Below are 17137 nucleotides of genomic sequence, written 5' to 3' on the forward strand. Positions count from 1 at the left end.
TATCAATTCAGCGCGGCTGGGTCGTTTTGTGTTGCTTAGTCTAAATTCCAGTTATCTATTTACAGCTTATACTGAGGGAGCTTTTTTACACTCCTTCCAACTTTTCAAACAAGCTTTTAGACTAATTGTGAAATTAAGAAGGATGATTAATGTTAATAACACAGATCCAGTCACCACCCTGAACACCATTTCCACTGGGGCAGCTAGGTACACCAGGCCAGATATGGTTGCCATCCAATGCATGGATTATGCTAATAGTTAGCTTGCTATTGTTTTGCCTAACAACGTACATTTTCCCCTCATTGATTAAGCGCCATCGAAGGCTATCCTTTTCTGTAGAAATAAGAGCTTTTTGTGAAAGTAAAATCCCTTTTTTTAGGAAATGCTGACGTAAACTATCTAGAAGATTTCTGTTGTTATCCTCATTGATCAAATTTGCAATTGGAATATCAAACAGAAGTTCTTCGCTCAGAATCAAATCACCATGTAGTATCACCTTCAATTGTAAGAAGGCATTTTTGGTAAAAATGTCTTTTGTAGACCAATCCTTGGGCAGAATTAAGCGAACAGCATTAGTAAAGTCTTGATTGTTTAAAGTCTCTACTTCTGTAATTAAATTGAATTCGCTGTCTACTACCTGATTACCAATTAACCAACGAATAGGACTAACTTCGCTCTTTTTTACCTGTACTGGTTCAATGTCTATTGGCAAGATGTAAGATTCTATGCCACCTGATGAGTTTATTTGTTGAGTTGAGACCAACACACTGCGCTGGTGCAAACTATCAACCCGTACTGCTTTTTCAAACTCAATTACCAGTCCTAACTTAGTCAATAAATTTGTTAAATCTTGTGACTTAACTGCAAATATTTGGTCGGGTGGTGCGCTTCCAGTCTCCCCCTGTTCTTCCGGGCTGCTGACTTCAAAAATCTGGTCATGATGCCAACTAGCGTTGACAACATGGTTAAATTTTTGTATTCCAGGAACAGAGTTTTTATGATTGTCTATGCTATGTCGGCAATCATAAGCTTCAACTTGATTTAGAGCAACTGAAATAATCGCAAGTGGCGCATAATAATGAGCTACTCCATGAGGTTCTTGAGCATCTGGTATTAGTTTGGTTCCCTCTTTTGTTTTAGACCATTCTACATCTCTAGTGTCTGTGCGGACAGGAATCAGCCAATAGTCACCAACCTGATAGAAACCTTCTAAAAACTGAACCTCAACACCATCTTCTAGTGCAATCCATTCGTCTTTGCTGTTCTGCGATTCTACAGAGATTTCACGGGAATCCCATCGGCGCAGTAGAGGGTGCTGTTGGGAACCAACTGCATTCCAATGATGTAGTAGAGTGTGTGTTTCCTGAGAGTCTGCATCTACTTTGAGTGTAATTTGGTTTTCTATGGGGTCAATTTTATCAACTTTGAGCAGTTTTCTAGGAATTTCGTGAAGTACATAATCATCATATATAACTTCGACCCAATCACCCACGGATAAGCTAAAACGGTCATCGCGTTTTAAATGTTCAAGTCTAAGCGTTAATGTTGAGTTGTTGCTACTAGAAAATGCCACGAGGGGAAAACCAACTGAGCTATTATTTCGTGACCAAATAAATGTGGATTTGCGATTTTTATCAGTGTGTAATATTTTAAAAATCTCAACTCGATAAAGCTGGTTTTCTGCCCCCCGATATTTGGAATAAAAAGACATAATACAGGAATTATTTGAGCTAGAAGTCACAGGTTTTGTTGCTCTGGCTCTCAGCATTCCATTTCCTGGCTTTAATAGTTCTTGACCTAATAAGCTCCGGAAATAATTATAGTCACTTGTTACCTGCTGTCCAATCGTTTTTATATCTTTATCATCGTCAAGTTTTTTCAGTTTGACCTGCCATACTAACTTTGAACGAGTTGCCGTATCTGCGCCACCTAAAGCAAATTCACGAATGCCTACTTTTAGCTGGTCATAATCTTCAACATGACTGATGTGGCGTTCCCACACGTCGAGATAAGCGAGATAAGTACCGCCTTTTACTTTAGCTTCACAAGTGTCTAATCTTAATTCGGGGTTAAAGTTTGGTTGCTTGACAAAGGGTATGTAGTTGTCATTTTCACAAAGTATCCCCTCGACATAATAGTTTCCTTTTCCAATCAGATAACCCTGAGAATACAGTCGTTTTTTTAATGTTGTTTTTTCCTCATCATTCAGACTACTGATTTGATTAATCTGTTCCTCGGTAGCGATAAACTCAAAACCGCAATTATCTTTTGAACCACCGTGCAGTCCAATTATGTCTTTCCCTAAGGTTTGCATCTGGTCTAACAAAATAGATACTTGTTCGTTCCAGTCTGCATCGAGTTGAACTCGCCCTTGCTGCATAAGTACCCGTAGGAATTGTTTACTCTTATCGTAGGTGTTGCGGGTAAAATCGCCTCTAAATTCGCCTTGCATAATATCCTCTTTAGTTAATGTAAATAATGCCTACTTCAATGTCTGCTGGTGTATATTCATCCAAACGGGTGCGTAGGTTAGCTGCTTTTTGGAATTGATACAGATTGTGGAAAACACCCATCTCTGATTCATCATCAGCGCCGTGTTTGATTTCCTCAGCAGAGGTATCTGATAACTGGCAGTAGCTAGGTGTGCCATAGCGTGTGCTGTTAAACTGAGGTTGTACACGCTCTCGCTCTTTTTGCCGTTCCGTTTCTTCTGTAACCCCCTGTTCTACTAAGTCAGGTTGGCAATTATATCTATGTGGTGTTTTCCCGTTAGGCGTTACATAACAGAAACGCATACAACCTTGTTGTTGACGGCTAACGAATATCTTGCCGTTGAAAATACTGTTTTGTGCTAAGTCAATAGTATGTACGTGAACCTGACCAAATACAGTACATCGTGCAATACTCAACCTAGCGTGGGCTGTAGAGCCACCCACGGCACTAATTGCTTCCCATTCAACGTTGGTAGCGTCTACTATGCTATCGCAGATATGTATAGGTAAGGGATCGGTTTGAACTTCATCCTGATTGACTTTAATGGAGCCGATGATACTGTGTTCAATTACGGTGTCTGCGTCTGTGTTGAACAATTCTAAACTTGGCTCAGTTGAGTATCGAGGTTCACAATCGCAATGTAACGACCAGCCTGGTACTAGTGTACAGTGACGGATAATTACTTTAACTTGTTTACCAGGGATTGGATAAGTTTCACATTCAGTTGGGTTGCCTTCTATGTGTACTCCCCGACCAGTAATTAGCAAGCCATCAAGGGTGAAGCAACTTCCTGGCTTGACTGTGACATTTAAAGCATCTGCGTAAGAAGTCCTCCAATCTAGAATACGAATAACTGGACGTTTACGGTTAGCTGCACGCAATTGCAGGGTCTGGTTACTCTCTAACTGAATGTCAATCCGTTCTACATAGACACCACTATCAAGAATTTCAATCACAGCATGATGCGGTTGCTCTTGCTGCCATTGTAAAATTGCTTCAGAAATGCTTTGGTGACATTCTCTGGAATTTTGACTGACTTTGTAAAGTCTATAGTCATGGTGCTTCGCTATTTCATCACGGAAAGCTGCTTCCAAAAGCAACCGATTGAGGCGAATCAGTTCTTTACCTTGCAAGTTTTGCTGAACAAACCAATTAGTTTTCTCGGTCAATTTGATGGACGCAAAACGTTGTTCCTCATAAAGACTTTTGCCTAAAAGCAGTTGGTTGAGTTCACTAACCACAGCCCTAATTAACGGTGATTGGGGAGAGTAAACGGGATTATGGTCATTTAAAAGCTTTTGGGTATTCGGGAAAAATTGCGATCGCATAAACTGGGATAAAGGAGAGTTATCTTTAAGTTTGGCGATGAGTCTTACTGGGTGTTGAACATCTTCTGTATGAAGCAGCAAATGTCCCTCCGGATTCTTCAAGTGTCTGTCATATTCGCCACCACCAATATCGGCACTAAAGCCATAATGGTAAGAAACCCAAACCCCATTTTTAGGTAATTGACGTAGCGGAAAAGCTATCCGACCCAGTTCCGGGTCAACTGCTATATGGTCTTTAGGAGGTTGGTAATTCCAATTGCTGAGGTCAGCAACAATTATCTTCTCTGGATTTACTGGTAACACTTGTGACCCATTAGCCAGCCAGATTTCTAAACTTTTGTTTAATTTCTCTGGGATTGCGTTATAGTACTCACTCATCCGAGACTCCAAAGCTTGTCTGCTGATGGGAATGGGTAAGTTCAACTCACGAGCAATTTGGGATGAATCTTTTTCCGGTTCCGAGTGAGTGTAGAGAGGAATATCGTTGCCTGTCACACTAAAAGTGTAGCAATTAGGCCTTACTTGTTCTAGACAATAGGCTGGTGTCCGAGTGACAGAGTAGGCTTTGAGCCGACAAAGGAATATACCAACACTAGAAATATTGTGTTTTTCAGTTTCATGTTGTGAAATGATTCTACGTATATCTATTGCATGAGCTAATTCTTCAAATGGGCTATCCAACTTTTCCAGCGCATCGACAAGGCGCAAATCCACTGTTGTTTGACTGAGGGAACCCAAGTGATTGATATTCTGTGTAATGCTAAGTAACTTATAAAACTCTACGACTCGTGCTGACCAACCAGTAACCTGATAAGCTAGAGATTCCAGCAGCGCTAATGTCCCCTTGCGCCGTCGGTTACGGATAGTATTTGCTACTTCCCGGCGGGGAATTAAAATTTTGTGGCGCTGTCCTTCAAGAGTGGTTGCGTTTCCCAACTGACCAGCGCTAGGGACGCTTTGGTAGTCAATTAGGTCGCCAATATATGGTATTATCCAATCTTGGCAAGTCTCAATAAACCAGTTGTCGTAAAGTTGAGCGATATCTGCTTCAACAACGTCTACCTGTTGGGCAATCACATGTAACAAATCCCGGAGGGGATAACCTTGCTCTGTATCACGAATGCGGTAAATTGCTGGTAGGAGTTCGTAAAGGCGGTCTGGTGATTTGTTCATGATTTTAATTCTTTAAGAATTAGCATGTCCGCCACTTGAGGGCTGAGAATAGCTAATTGAGCTGGTTCAATGCAATTGCGAACTGACAAGTCAGCACTTGCGATATGGCCATCCATTGAATGGGCGCAAGCTAAGTTGACATTTATACGTTGTTTTGGTTGTAATGGCTGTTCTGCAAGTCCCATACCCACACGGGCGAGGATGTCGAGTTTTGTTTTCAAAAGGTCTGGTTGTTTAGCTTCAGTTTCCGAAGCGCTATCTAAAATATCCACATCCACGTAATCTACTCCAGTCACTTGTTGAATCGTGCTGATGACTTCACTAAGTTCCACATCTTGACCCAGTTCCCGACGTTCAAAACTGAAAGTGTCGAATAACGCTGCACGAATTTTCAAGACTACCGATTCCCATCGATAATCTGGTAGAATACGCACACTAGCGCTAATAATTAACAACATCATTTCCCGTATATCTACCCGTAGTGGTTGATAGGGGTCGCCAAATTTGTGTAAAGCTTGGATAAAATTAAGGTATAAATCTGAGTTTTTATCAATAGGAATATCGTTAGCCCCAACAATGGTAAGATGAACAAGTTGACGAACCCCATCTGAAAGACGCACGGCGCTGGCTTTGTCAATTCCGCCAAAGGAGCGAGCAAAGTCTGCATAGTCCTTCACAGAAACTGCGCGTTTTAGGGATGTCATTCCCGCAGGTGCATTGTGGCGAATTTGGTCGTGGCTTTCTCTGTCTGCACCACCTGTCGCTGGTAGAGGATTAATGACACCTTTTAAACCCAGAGGTTGTGTCACTAGTTGGTTGATTTGTTCTGCTGCTACATTACCTGCTTGACCAATACCAGTGCGGTAGACGGCTTTTACATTTTCAATCCCATTGGGTAACCTAGCCCCATTTTTCCCATCACCGAAGATAATAGTTACATTGCCATCGTTGTCAGTTTGGGTAATAAAGGAACGGTCAGTTATACTCAACTGATGCAAACTTTCCGCTTCATGCCAACGGACATCGTTAACATACACCTCTAAAGTGCTGGTAATACCGCTGGGTGTCAGCGCTGGTAGATAAGTGAGGGGTCGCCCAGAGAGGGTAAATTGTTGGTTTACCGCCGATGCATCGCCACTACCCAATATTTCAGTCTGGGTCTCTCCATGAGTGGCTTTCACCACATTACCATAGATAGTAACAGTGTCACGCTTGTAAGAATATGATAGAGGTTGAGCAAATCTTAAGAAGGTGTGGGGTTGATCATTAGGCAAGTTAGAACGTACATCCTGTCTGACTCCTCCCAACATGACGATTTCGCTAGCCCTGATATTGGTAATATTGGATATATCAGTGCGATCGCCAGAAATAATCAGCCAACGACCAGGATGTAAACCTTCGTAAAGATTATCCAGTTCAATTTCCATTTGGTCGCAGATGTCATCTTCAGTAGATGTTTTCGCGTCATTGCACACATCCAAGTCAATGGGTTTTTCAACCATTGAGAGAACTTCGCTCTTGAGATATACTGTAGTTTGACGCAATACCCCCAAAGATGTATCTTCTTCATTTAACCAAGGTTTATCTAAAGTGAGTTGCGTTACCCTGGCGACAAAGCCATAGTCTGTTTTAGATATGTTCTCAACTTTTTCGACACGGTAGATGCATAGTTCATTTTTGTCAGCACGTTCAATTGCCACCCAACTTCCTGGTGTAATTTGGTCATACTGTGCATCTAATGCGATAATCTTCCGTAACTCTGGTGGTAGTTTGTTATTCTCTACACCTGTAATTTGCCATTCTTCAAATCTATTATCAAATTGTCCACTATTATTAAGAGCAGGTTTCAGCCCTACGTTATGTCCGTTGGGTGCAGCCTTGATATCTAAAGCCTCTATTTGCTGCAACTCGGAAGCAGTCTCATTACCTGTTAAAATTTCATAGATGGCGCTACCTACAGCAGGTTTTAAAGTTTTAATCAGCCGCTGTGTAATATTAAGTTTAGGGTCAAAGATTTGTTGGTTTGTACGCTGCAATTCTAAAGCATTGGCTGGTTGTCGTGATGGTAGTTTGAGGACTTGTTTTATTTTTTCTGCTTCAGTAAGGGTTGGCGAGGAGTCACTTTCTTTTGGTGCAGATTTTATTTGTTGTTCTGTCTCAATAGTGGTTTGCAAGAGACTTTGTTGTATTGCAGACACAGATGGCTGTAGTATAACCTTGGTGCGGTTTTCATCAGCCTGAGCCTCAATGGTCTGAACTCGGCGCAAAACTTGCTGTTTTTCACCATTACCAAATATGAGCAAAAGCAGATCGTTAGCTTTGAGGTTGATCCTTATACCCTCTAAATAAAGCTTGTCAATTGTTGTAGCATTTGTTGCATCAGAATGATCTAGGGTAATCTGCTGGGGTTGAGTCATTCGGGGTTTCAGAATGTTCAACTCTGCACGCGCTTGCAGCTTTTCAGACGTTTCAAAAGATTGGGGTAGTTTGCCAGAAGTGGCTTTGCTTTGGGTGGAGGTACCTACAGGAATTTCTATATTGTAGCCATCTTCAAGGGTAAAAGCTAGATAGACGCTAGCACTGACACCGGGACTAGACGCATATTTTACTAAGTTTCCTAATTCCACCACTGAACGACGCTCAATAGCAGTGCGTAAATATCCTTCATTAGCAATACGTTCTTGATAAAATGTCAAAACGTCAGCTACAGTCGCCCAAGCATCTAAGAAGGCGATAGATGGGTCTTTAGCATCCCGTGTTTTTAGATTTTTGAGTGATGGAAAGCTGCTGTCGCCCAAACGCGCTTTCATTGTCTTCAAAAAGGTTGCATGGGTTCCAACTCGATACTCTAAAGTATATAAGCCTGGTGGGTTTGTAACCTTCATTGGTGTTAAAATATCCACACCTTTACAGCAACCACAGTTTGAGTTGTGGTCAGAATGGCAGTTACAATTACAATTTAATTTCATCTTCCACCTCGTATATCCAGAGAGAATTTACCGTTTTCGGGGAAGTTAGGGTCATTGTCAAGTCGGGCAATTTCTAGAGAGCCAATGGAGAGAAAACCTGCTTCAATCTCTCCATTAGCACCTTCAAAAAGACGTTCTAGTTTGGTAACAGACACACTTTCGACACCAGGAATCGCATAGGCGATCGCTACAAGTTGACTTAGCGCAATTCCTTTGCCAAAAGTAAGATTATTGGGATGGAAAAACCCGCACCGACCATCAGGAAAAATACGGTTACTAAAAGTCTCAAGTAAAGCTAATTTTATATGTCCGCGCAGATAGTCTGATTTAACACTTATCTTCATAGAGATGTCTAATGGAACGCGGGTTGCTTGCTTGACTATCACATGATGACCAATACGGCGGTAGAGGTTCAGGTGCGCTGTTATCTCTTGAAGTAATGTGTCGTCGGCTTCGTCTTGGTGTAACGGATCGATCATCACTAAGACTTCATACCAACTCCCCATCCAGCGAAATGTAGCTGTTGCGCGTTGCACTTTGGTCGAAAAATCTTGCATCACCAGTTGAGCATAATCATCTTTTGTAATTGCACGCTCTAACTTACGCTCAAATAAGCGTGGTGCTAATAATTTTACCTGGGATATTGGTTCGGGCGGTGTTCCACCTATAGCTGGTAATGGCTGGTGTATTTTTAGCTTTAGCTGATTAAAAGTGACATTACGGAAGACAATGTAAGAAATTGCGTCAGCGCCTAAATTACTGGATAGACCGTTACCAACTCGGTAGGTAGCCATAAACTGAGTTCCTACTTCAGGAAGAAATCCCAACTCACCGTCCCCAAAGCGTAAGTGGGGTTCTCCATCATTGTCCATCTCGACAATAAAATCTTTGTCTTCACCTCCGCTATCGATTAGGTCTTGCTGGGCAGTCCATGTGTAATGATGTACAGTATCGTATGTTACCAAATTACTATTCAAATGGATTTGGGGTAGCGCTTGGCGAGGGTCTTGAGTTAGCAAACTAGAGGCTGGGTCTTGAGTGAGGTTTTTCTTTGAAAGGGGTTGACTAAAAGTCAGAGGTGTTTCTTTCAAGATGGGACAAAATAGCTCTGGTACAACTAGGATATCTACAGGTTCCCCTGACTCTTGACACTTTTGCCTCACCTCCAAAGCTTGCACCATTCCCAAATATTCTTTGTCAATAGTCCTACCGTAATCGACTAAAATAACATTGCCCCTAGCAACGCTAATATTCTCAACTAAAGTGCAACCAGATAGTATATTTGCTGAGATACAAAGTGTAAAAGGCAGCGCATCCTCTTTTTCCCACTCGATTTCTACAATCGGCTGGTTGTAAAGTTCGTCAACACTTGGTTTGACACTGGTGAGGCGTACAGCATGGCGACGGGTCACATCTGCGTCTTCAGGATTGCCAGTTTTGGGACTGATAATTTCTTCAAAAATCAGAATGTCCCCAACCTTTAGATGTAATTTACGTTGAGGTTCTGCACATTCGCAATTGGACGATTTCTCCACCTCTATGTAAGGTAGAAACCCATCCACTAATGTAGCGCTTGTGGAACCATGCACTAGGCAGCAATCACCTTCGCCCCAAGTATAAAAGGATATCTGGTTATGGGCAACGTAAAGCTGAATAGGTGCTGGGGTTAGAGGCTCAAAGACTTGATAAGTGTTAGGGGGAACGTCTTTTAGGTGTTCGTCAGCTTTGAGAATAGTACCAGAGGGCGGGGCATCTTGATAACTGGTAATGAAGTAAAAGTTTTTTTCGTCAACGAGAGGAACATCAAAATTTGTCTCTATCCACAACCAAGTCCGGGCATTACACCCTTCGTGCATGGGATAATCAATCAGACGAACGTGGCGACGAACGGAGATTCGTTGGCGGGCGGTGTCTAAATAGGCTTCTGTGGAAACAGCATCCTGATAATAACTTAAATAATCACCAACATAGGCTAAGATTTCTACTATAGTAATACCGATATCAGGGACATGGCGTTCTTGCCAGTCCGGCATAGTCAGAGATAGGCGGTCTAAAATCAACTGGCGAAAGCTAGCATAGTCTTTCGCTAGGTAGTTGATATTTGGTTCGACTAATTGCGGTGGCGGACAAGTCTCCTGTTGCAAGCAATCCAAATCGCTGCTACAATTTCCAGAACGGAATCTGAATTGTAATTGAGCATAACGCTGGTCAAAATCAGGATGTTGTGTTGGTTTGGCTTGTTCATCTAATGCGACCAAGCGCAAAGTGTAAGTAGAGAAATCGCCTGGTTGGTTAAGATTGATTTTGAGGTAAGCCTCGGAGTCTTCAGGGCATTCTACTTGTAAACTAGTTACTTGCAGATTACGAATGCGTTGACCTCCTTCAATCTGTACATTGTCCTCGATCAGGTTTTCTGGTACTGTGCTAAGAAAGTAAACGTGGAGCGATCGCAAATCATCCCCAACTTCCAAATAATCTAGTCCGTTTCTTCCTTGTCTGCGGACTTCGTGGCGGCGCTTTTCATTTTGACATGTGTAGAGACGCGGCATATCGCGACTATACAAAGAATTGTTCATGGTACCATTGTCCTATAAGTTGCTGTTTGTTCGTCACCAGTCCTTTGCACACGATACTGCACTGTTATATAAAGACTCGAATCTTCACTTTGAACATCCAGCGTATTGAGGTCAATCAAGTCACTCAACCAACGCTCAATAGCGGCTGCCATTAATGCTTGCAAAGCTGTTGCCAGTTCTGGGCTGTTGGATGAGAATATTAAAGACAATATGCCACTACCAAAATCAGGGCGGTTGACTCGTTCCCCAGGAGTGGTAAATAGGAGTTGCTCAATCAAATCGCGGATGTGATTTTCATAGCTGGTGCTAGAGGTGCGTTCCCATCTATCAAAGGAAAATGGAAAATCAATATTCATTACGTCCCCTTTCAAATGTTTGCGTCTGTAGGGGTGCAAGGCATTGCGCCGTATCATTAAGGAGATATATTAACATCACGTTACCTCCAAGCCATCATTGTTAATGGATACTGTCTTACCATTCAGCTTGATGCTTGCTTGCCCATTGTTGATTGTTATTGTATTACCATTGAGCTTAATGCTTGCACCTTGGGTATTGGTGATTTCAATGTATTGATCTGTATTTTTAATAGAATCGTTAATTGTGATAGTGGCAATTTTTGTTTTGAGTACCTTGATTGCGGGAATAGGGTCTTTAACTGGTACATCCTCTGTTTTTCCCCAAAAGCAGCCCGTCCAAATAGGATAATCTGGATTGCCATTTTCAAACTCAATCCACACCAAAGCACCTACAGGCGGAATCAAAAACAACCCAACGCCTTCTCCAGCATAAGGAACACTAGGTAGCGCCCAGCCGCTTTCTTTATCGCCATATACATTTTCTACTTTAGCTCGCAATCGACCTATTTTATGCGGGTCGTTATTACTACTAACAACACCTCTGTATTTACCGTAAAAAGAAGAGGATTGTTTGTTCATACTTCCACATTGTGAATTCATACTTGCACTGTATTAGTTGTTGCGCCTCGTCCCTCGCGAATGAGGGTGAAGCTTTGTTTATATTCCCCGCGCTTAATGCGATGTGTTACTTGTTTAACGTAATAGTAGCCGCCATAGCTTTTGCCTACGCCTCTGACTCCTACCAATTGACGGACTTGCAAAACATGACCGTAGCGTACAGTATCCACTTCTCCGCTAGCAGTTACCGCATCTTCACGAGAACGTGACAAAACTGACTCGCCACATCGCTTTGCTGGAATTAAGTCCAGCTTATTGCTGTTGCGTAGGATACTTTGACGTAATGGTTTTGCTGGCTTAGTAGTTAAGGGTTGACCAGGTGAAGGAGGAATCTGAACTGGTATCGGCTGTCCGGTGGTGTCATCATCAATCTCTACCTGTGGTTCAGTCGGTTTTAGAGCGTCGAAGTTAAATGTGATGGACTCTACATTTGTAAACGCCCCCATATTCATTGATAGTGCAGGTTGATAAGGAGTTATACTCCGCTTTTCCTCACCCCAATAGGCAACATTTTTAGCTGGGGTATCACTGGGCTTAATTTCAAAAATAAAACTATTTCGTTGCGCTAGTTCTTGAATAAACTCTAAATCAGTACCTTGCTGAGTTGTTATAAATTTTTCCTTTATGGGTGTATACTCGCTGTTTTGAACATCAGTTTTCAACCAATACTGTTTATAATCTTGTAATAATTTAGTTATGATTTGAGAATCAGATTGGTTTTCGTAAGTGGTACTTTTTTCTTTTAAATCAAGCATTAAACTAATATCTTCACCAGTGACTATGAGTCTTGATTCTCCTGGTTGGTGACTGGGTGCAACTTGATGATTAGTAATAATACCATCAATTAAAATTTGGCGTTTAATTGGGCGAGTAACACCGACTAAGACACCAACAATAACTGTGATAATTACCCGGTTAGGAGGGTCTAAAATTCCTTCATGCAGCAACCAGTAATCTGAATAGTTTCTGAATTCTTTACCAAGACTAAAGGTCATCTGGAAGCCACTACGTTGACGGTCTTGCTGAGTTACTTCCAAATCAATCAGAGCATCTACTACCTTATAAGGAGCGAGTACTGGTGCAGTAGGACGACCAATTCTAAGTTCTAAGCGTATACCATTGTCGGGCATAAATCCTACCTTTTTAAATAAGAGGAATACGCAATTTTTGACCAATTTGGGCAGTTAATTCATTAGGGTGCATTGCATTATTGGCATCGCATAAACGCCAGAACTGTTCGGGGTCGCCTAGATAACTGGCTGTAATATTGTCTAGGCGATCGCCTTGAGAAACTGTATGTTTCTGAATGACTTGAAATTTCTCAGATGGTGGAATAAATCTGCGTTGTAGATAAACTACAGTTTGATTAGATGCTGTTTGCTTAGTGGCAGTTTCTATACCGTAGTAACGGCTGTTATTAGAAAACATTTTGGTCTTATTTATGTGATAGGTGAAACTTTATTGGTTTGATGTTTTAGAGGCGAAAAGCCTTGCGCCATAAAAACCTATGGATTGTGCTTTTATCAACAAATTTATAACAACGAAGCAATTGCACCTAAAGCATTCAAACCCAAATTCAGCTTTGCTAATGCTTCTTTTTTCTGATGATGAAATCTGAACAAGCTGCTAGCTTTATGGTCAAATATCAAATCATTTGTACTTAACACTTGCATTCCCAAACTAACTTTGGCGCGAATGGGATTCAATAAGGTGTCGAAAGCTTCTTCGGTGATGCTGAATTCAGTCAGGCGTACTGGTAGAACACGGTTTATACTCCACACAAATACACTTAAATCAGCTTCCATTGGTACAATCTCTAAATTACCACTTTGGGCAAGCATATTATTTTCCTGAATTTTGCTGCTTTTGGGATAAATAATGGTTTCTAAAGCTGCTAGTTGGGGATGTATACCACTTACCGCTGTGACAGGATTTTTTGCCTCAAGTTGATCTGTAGCATCAATTTCCGCCTCTAGCTGAATGGTTTCAATAGGTGGTGCAGTGAGGCGCAAAGCTTCAAGGCGATCGCCTCCTTCTGTTCCACTCCTTTGTACTTGCAAGGTGCGTCTGAGAGTTTCAGGATTGTATTGCAGCTTAACCATTCCTTTGGGAACAAAACTAACAGAATCAAGCAGGACGATAGCACCTTTAAATAAGCGTGGAGAACCGGGAAAACTTGGCATAGTGATAATTAAATAAGATGTTTTTTTACTATTTGCTTGAGTTACATAGCGAACATACAAATTACAGATGAGCGATCGCACAAGCTTGGTATTGTTCCTCTATAGGCAGACCTGATATTATTTGTTGAACAGAGGTTAGGCTGGTTTGCGCTCATCCTGGCGTTTTTCCTAATACAAATAGTATTTTTTACTGATGAGATTGCTAATAAACTATTTTTCGGTATTCACCAAAGCATTAATTAATTATTTTTAGGTATAGGGGCGCGATCGCCATCTCTTGTAATTTACCCACATTCCATCAAGTTCCTTTTGCTCTAAAATTAGTAGTCATAAAGGTTCCCGTGCCGAAATATTGAATAATGGTATCAGGAGTAAGTACAGGCGGTGGTAGCGTCGCTGGAGCCAGAACTTGAAATTTTGCTCTAAAACTGCTGCCTTTGAGCAAGACTGCTTTTCCCCCCGATTTGACCCTTTTGGCTTTTTGATTGGCAGCTAAGGATTGAATGGAAAGTATTCCTGCACCGGGAGTGACATTCGGTGGACTCGTGTAAGGACACCCAGGGACAATAACTTTTTTCTCGTTACCTTCTACGCAAATGGTTCTGCCTTGGATTTTGGCTCTGCTAGTACCTGTTAAGTTACCAGGAAGTACTACGATTATTGCTTTTCCAAAGGTGGGGATGAATATGGCTTGGTCGCCAGTAGTGAGAATAAAGTCTAACATCAGTTTTTTAGTGGAAAAATTAAAGATTAATTAAGATTAATGAATGCATAAAGTCGAGTGTGTAAAGACAAAAATTAACCTTTGTCTCTACAGAATTTGATATAAGAACTACTTTGTTTTTTAAACAGATTTAAGCTTGCTTTGTTAACCCTTGCGTCTTTGCTAATATAAATAGTATTCTTTGCTGATTAGATTGCTAATAAACTATTTTTCGGTATTCATCAAAGTGCTGATTAATTATTTTTAGGTATAGGGGCGCGATCGCAAGTTTTTCTATGACGAGTTGAATTCCCTGTTATAATACCTAACGTTCGATCAGCAGTATTTGGGCGCGATCGCGTTTAGGTCAGCTAGAACCAGTCAATATGGTGCGATCGCCAGCTAACGAACTAACCCACGATCGGGGTGATGTCGCGATCGCTTTGAGGTCAGTTTGAACCAGCTTAGAATAGCGCGATGCCTGCGACGGGCTGCGCCCTACGTACTTGTAAAATGAGACGATAGCACTTGCTCAACCCGACTATATGAGCGATCGCTTAATTATTAAGACAGTCGCTACAAGATTAGGCGATGCCTGCGGCGGGCTGCGCCTACGCACTAAAATGTTAAGTAAATCAAAAAATGTTAACGATGGCAGCTAAAGATAAATTTCATGCTGTGGTTAGAATTGCTTTAGAAAAAGAGCAGTGGAAGATAACCGACGATCCTCTGAGACTGGAAGTTGGCGGAACTAAGTTTGAAATAGATTTAGGTGGGGAGCAACTCTTAGCAGCAGAGCGAGGTGAAAAAAAAATTGCAGTTGAGATTAAAACGTTCCTGAGTGATTCACCACTAACAGATTATCATGCTGCGTTAGGACAGTTTTTGAATTATCGGCTTGCCTTAGAAATCAGCGATCCAACTCGCATTCTCTATTTGGCAGTGCCTATAGGTGTTTATGAAGCTTTTTTTAAGCGGGAATTTGCCCAAATATCTATAGACAGATATCAGATTAAACAAATTATTTATGACCCAATTCAAGAGGTAATTGTACAATGGATATCCTAAAGTCTAATCGCCATATCATTCAGTCCTTGTTGACAGCTTATGCTGCTATCCCCATCGCAAATGGTCAGATTGATTGTTACACCGTTTTTGATACAAAACAAGACCATTACATGGTTATGAATGTGGGATGGGATGGTCATCGGCGAGTCTATGATTGTGTTTTACATTTGGATATTAAACAGGGAAAAATTTCGATTGAGCAGAATATGACGGAAATGAGAGTAGCTCAAGAACTTGTAGAGCGAGGGGTTCCAAAAGATGATATTGTTCTAGGATTTCAATCTCCTGAAATGCGTGAATATACGGGCTATGGAGTTTTTTAATGATAACATCGCACTACGCCCCCCGCAGGCATCGCACTCTTATTTTATCGTCATAGCAGCGATCGCATTCGCAAAAACACAACAGGCGATCGCACTACAATATCAGCCACAAGTCTTTCTGCCCGTACCAAGCACAGTTGAATCTAGCGCAGCATTCCCCTATTGCGTCAATGTTCCCAGTCCAGGTTTTTTGTTAACGATTGCACTTGACAATCAATACAGTCCCTTCAGTAGAAGCGATGGCTACGCCTGCGGCAGGCATCGCACTGATTAATTATTATTAGATATACTGGTGCAGCGCGATCGCCTGTTTTCCTATGACGAGTTGAAGTCCCTGTTATAATACGTAATGTTCGCTTGGCAGTAATTGGGCGCGATCGCTATGACAAAAGCTGCTCCTAAACTCCTGACATTCGATGATTTCGTCGCTTTATATGGAGATGACCAGCGTTACGAATTGATTGACGGGGAACTTATTGAGATGGAACCAACAGGGCCCCACGAAGAGGTAGGTGCTTTTGTCCTGCGAAAACTTAATGTCGAGATAGATCGGCTGAGTGTCCCTTGGTTTACACCTGCGCGTTGTTTAATTAAACCTGTGGGTACGACAACAGCTTTCCGTCCTGATGTAGTGGTGCTAGACAAAGAAGCAATAGCTTCGGAACCCTTGTGGCAGAATCAGCCTATTATCACCTTGGGAAGTTCCGTCAAACTTGTGGTGGAAGTCGTCAGCACTAACTGGCAAAATGACTACGCACGAAAAGTTGAAGACTACAGCACAATAGGTATACCAGAATACTGGATTGTGGATTACTTGGGTTTAGGAGGTAGGGATTATATTGGTAATCCCAAGCAACCAACGATATCAGTTTACCAGTTATCAGCTAGTGGAAATCAGTACCAGAAGCCTGCTCAATTTCGGGGTAATGACCGCATTATTTCGCCTACATTCAACTCATTACAGCTAACCGCTGAACAGATTTTTGCTACTGTTAATTGATGGTTGCGGTGGCTATTTTTGCTCATCAGCACAACTTTGATGGCGGCTTTTAATGGTGTGATCCCACTTTTGCAAGTCACCCACATTAACAGTGATGTCGCGATCGCTTTCCATAAGGCGTTAAAATTTAAGGGGTCTGTACTTCAACAATATAGATGCCAGAAGAAGGATATTTACCATAATGCGGTAAGATTTGCATTGGTCAAGCATGGCTGGGAGATTCTCACAGAAGATTATAGTTTAGAATATGGTGGCGATCGCTTATATGTGGATATTGCAGCAGAAAAATCCATGTAAGGATTCAGGTCTAATATTGAGGAAGCAAAGAAGGACGAGACAGACTATTA

Annotated in this window: 15 protein-coding genes; 5 read left to right on the forward strand and 10 right to left on the reverse strand. The window is 41.7% G+C overall.

The window, feature by feature from the left end; genetic code table 11:
- Nucleotides 1-133 precede the first annotated feature (133 nt).
- The 10 genes from RM049_RS37540 to RM049_RS37585 form a co-directional block, all read right to left on the reverse strand.
- Nucleotides 134-2452, reverse strand: a complete 2319-nt coding sequence (locus RM049_RS37540) for a DUF6519 domain-containing protein (protein ID WP_322707857.1) — start codon at nucleotides 2450-2452, stop codon at nucleotides 134-136.
- Nucleotides 2453-2462: 10 nt separating this feature from the next.
- Entirely contained in the window at nucleotides 2463-4994 is a 2532-nt protein-coding gene (locus RM049_RS37545) for a hypothetical protein (protein WP_322707858.1), read from the reverse strand.
- On the reverse strand, nucleotides 4991-7879 hold the full coding sequence (locus RM049_RS37550) for a putative baseplate assembly protein (RefSeq protein ID WP_322707859.1): 2889 nt from the start codon (nucleotides 7877-7879) through the stop codon (nucleotides 4991-4993). The genes RM049_RS37545 and RM049_RS37550 overlap by 4 nt, the downstream gene beginning before the upstream one ends.
- A gap of 80 nt (nucleotides 7880-7959) precedes the next feature.
- Complete coding sequence (locus tag RM049_RS37555; protein ID WP_322707860.1) at nucleotides 7960-10539, reverse strand: putative baseplate assembly protein; 2580 nt, start codon at nucleotides 10537-10539, stop codon at nucleotides 7960-7962.
- Entirely contained in the window at nucleotides 10536-10895 is a 360-nt protein-coding gene (locus RM049_RS37560; RefSeq protein WP_322707861.1) for a GPW/gp25 family protein, read from the reverse strand. Before RM049_RS37560 ends, RM049_RS37555 begins: the two co-directional genes overlap by 4 nt.
- Nucleotides 10896-10970: 75 nt before the next feature.
- Complete coding sequence (locus RM049_RS37565) at nucleotides 10971-11474, reverse strand: phage baseplate assembly protein V (RefSeq protein WP_322707862.1); 504 nt, start codon at nucleotides 11472-11474, stop codon at nucleotides 10971-10973.
- Nucleotides 11475-11491: 17 nt separating this feature from the next.
- Nucleotides 11492-12643 (reverse strand): hypothetical protein, encoded by a 1152-nt coding sequence (locus RM049_RS37570; RefSeq protein ID WP_322707863.1) that lies wholly within the window; start codon nucleotides 12641-12643, stop codon nucleotides 11492-11494.
- Nucleotides 12644-12656: 13 nt separating this feature from the next.
- Entirely contained in the window at nucleotides 12657-12941 is a 285-nt protein-coding gene (locus RM049_RS37575) for a LysM peptidoglycan-binding domain-containing protein (protein ID WP_322707864.1), read from the reverse strand.
- Between the two features lie 104 nt (nucleotides 12942-13045).
- Nucleotides 13046-13696, reverse strand: a complete 651-nt coding sequence (locus RM049_RS37580; protein WP_322707865.1) for a hypothetical protein — start codon at nucleotides 13694-13696, stop codon at nucleotides 13046-13048.
- A 298-nt stretch (nucleotides 13697-13994) separates the two neighbouring features.
- Nucleotides 13995-14420 carry a hypothetical protein gene (locus tag RM049_RS37585; RefSeq protein WP_322707866.1) on the reverse strand — a complete coding sequence of 142 codons (426 nt, stop codon included), beginning with the start codon at nucleotides 14418-14420 and terminating at the stop codon, nucleotides 13995-13997.
- Nucleotides 14421-15050: 630 nt separating this feature from the next.
- Here RM049_RS37585 and RM049_RS37590 point away from each other — a divergent pair.
- The 5 genes from RM049_RS37590 (at nucleotide 15051) to RM049_RS37610 (ending at nucleotide 17087) form a co-directional block, all read left to right on the forward strand.
- The gene (locus RM049_RS37590) at nucleotides 15051-15467 is read left to right on the forward strand and encodes a XisH family protein (protein ID WP_322707867.1); all 417 of its coding nucleotides are present in this window, start codon (nucleotides 15051-15053) and stop codon (nucleotides 15465-15467) included.
- The gene (locus tag RM049_RS37595; protein ID WP_322686892.1) at nucleotides 15455-15790 is read left to right on the forward strand and encodes a XisI protein; all 336 of its coding nucleotides are present in this window, start codon (nucleotides 15455-15457) and stop codon (nucleotides 15788-15790) included. The genes RM049_RS37590 and RM049_RS37595 overlap by 13 nt, the downstream gene beginning before the upstream one ends.
- Nucleotides 15777-16064 (forward strand): hypothetical protein, encoded by a 288-nt coding sequence (locus RM049_RS37600; RefSeq protein WP_322707868.1) that lies wholly within the window; start codon nucleotides 15777-15779, stop codon nucleotides 16062-16064. Before RM049_RS37595 ends, RM049_RS37600 begins: the two co-directional genes overlap by 14 nt.
- 108 nt (nucleotides 16065-16172) lie before the next feature.
- Entirely contained in the window at nucleotides 16173-16790 is a 618-nt protein-coding gene (locus tag RM049_RS37605) for a Uma2 family endonuclease (protein WP_322707869.1), read from the forward strand.
- 39 nt (nucleotides 16791-16829) lie between these two features.
- Nucleotides 16830-17087, forward strand: coding sequence for an element excision factor XisH family protein (locus RM049_RS37610; RefSeq protein WP_322707870.1), 258 nt, complete (start codon nucleotides 16830-16832; stop codon nucleotides 17085-17087).
- Nucleotides 17088-17137 lie beyond the last annotated feature (50 nt).

This window comes from Nostoc sp. DedQUE04, assembly GCF_034530995.1.
GTDB lineage: Bacteria > Cyanobacteriota > Cyanobacteriia > Cyanobacteriales > Nostocaceae > Nostoc.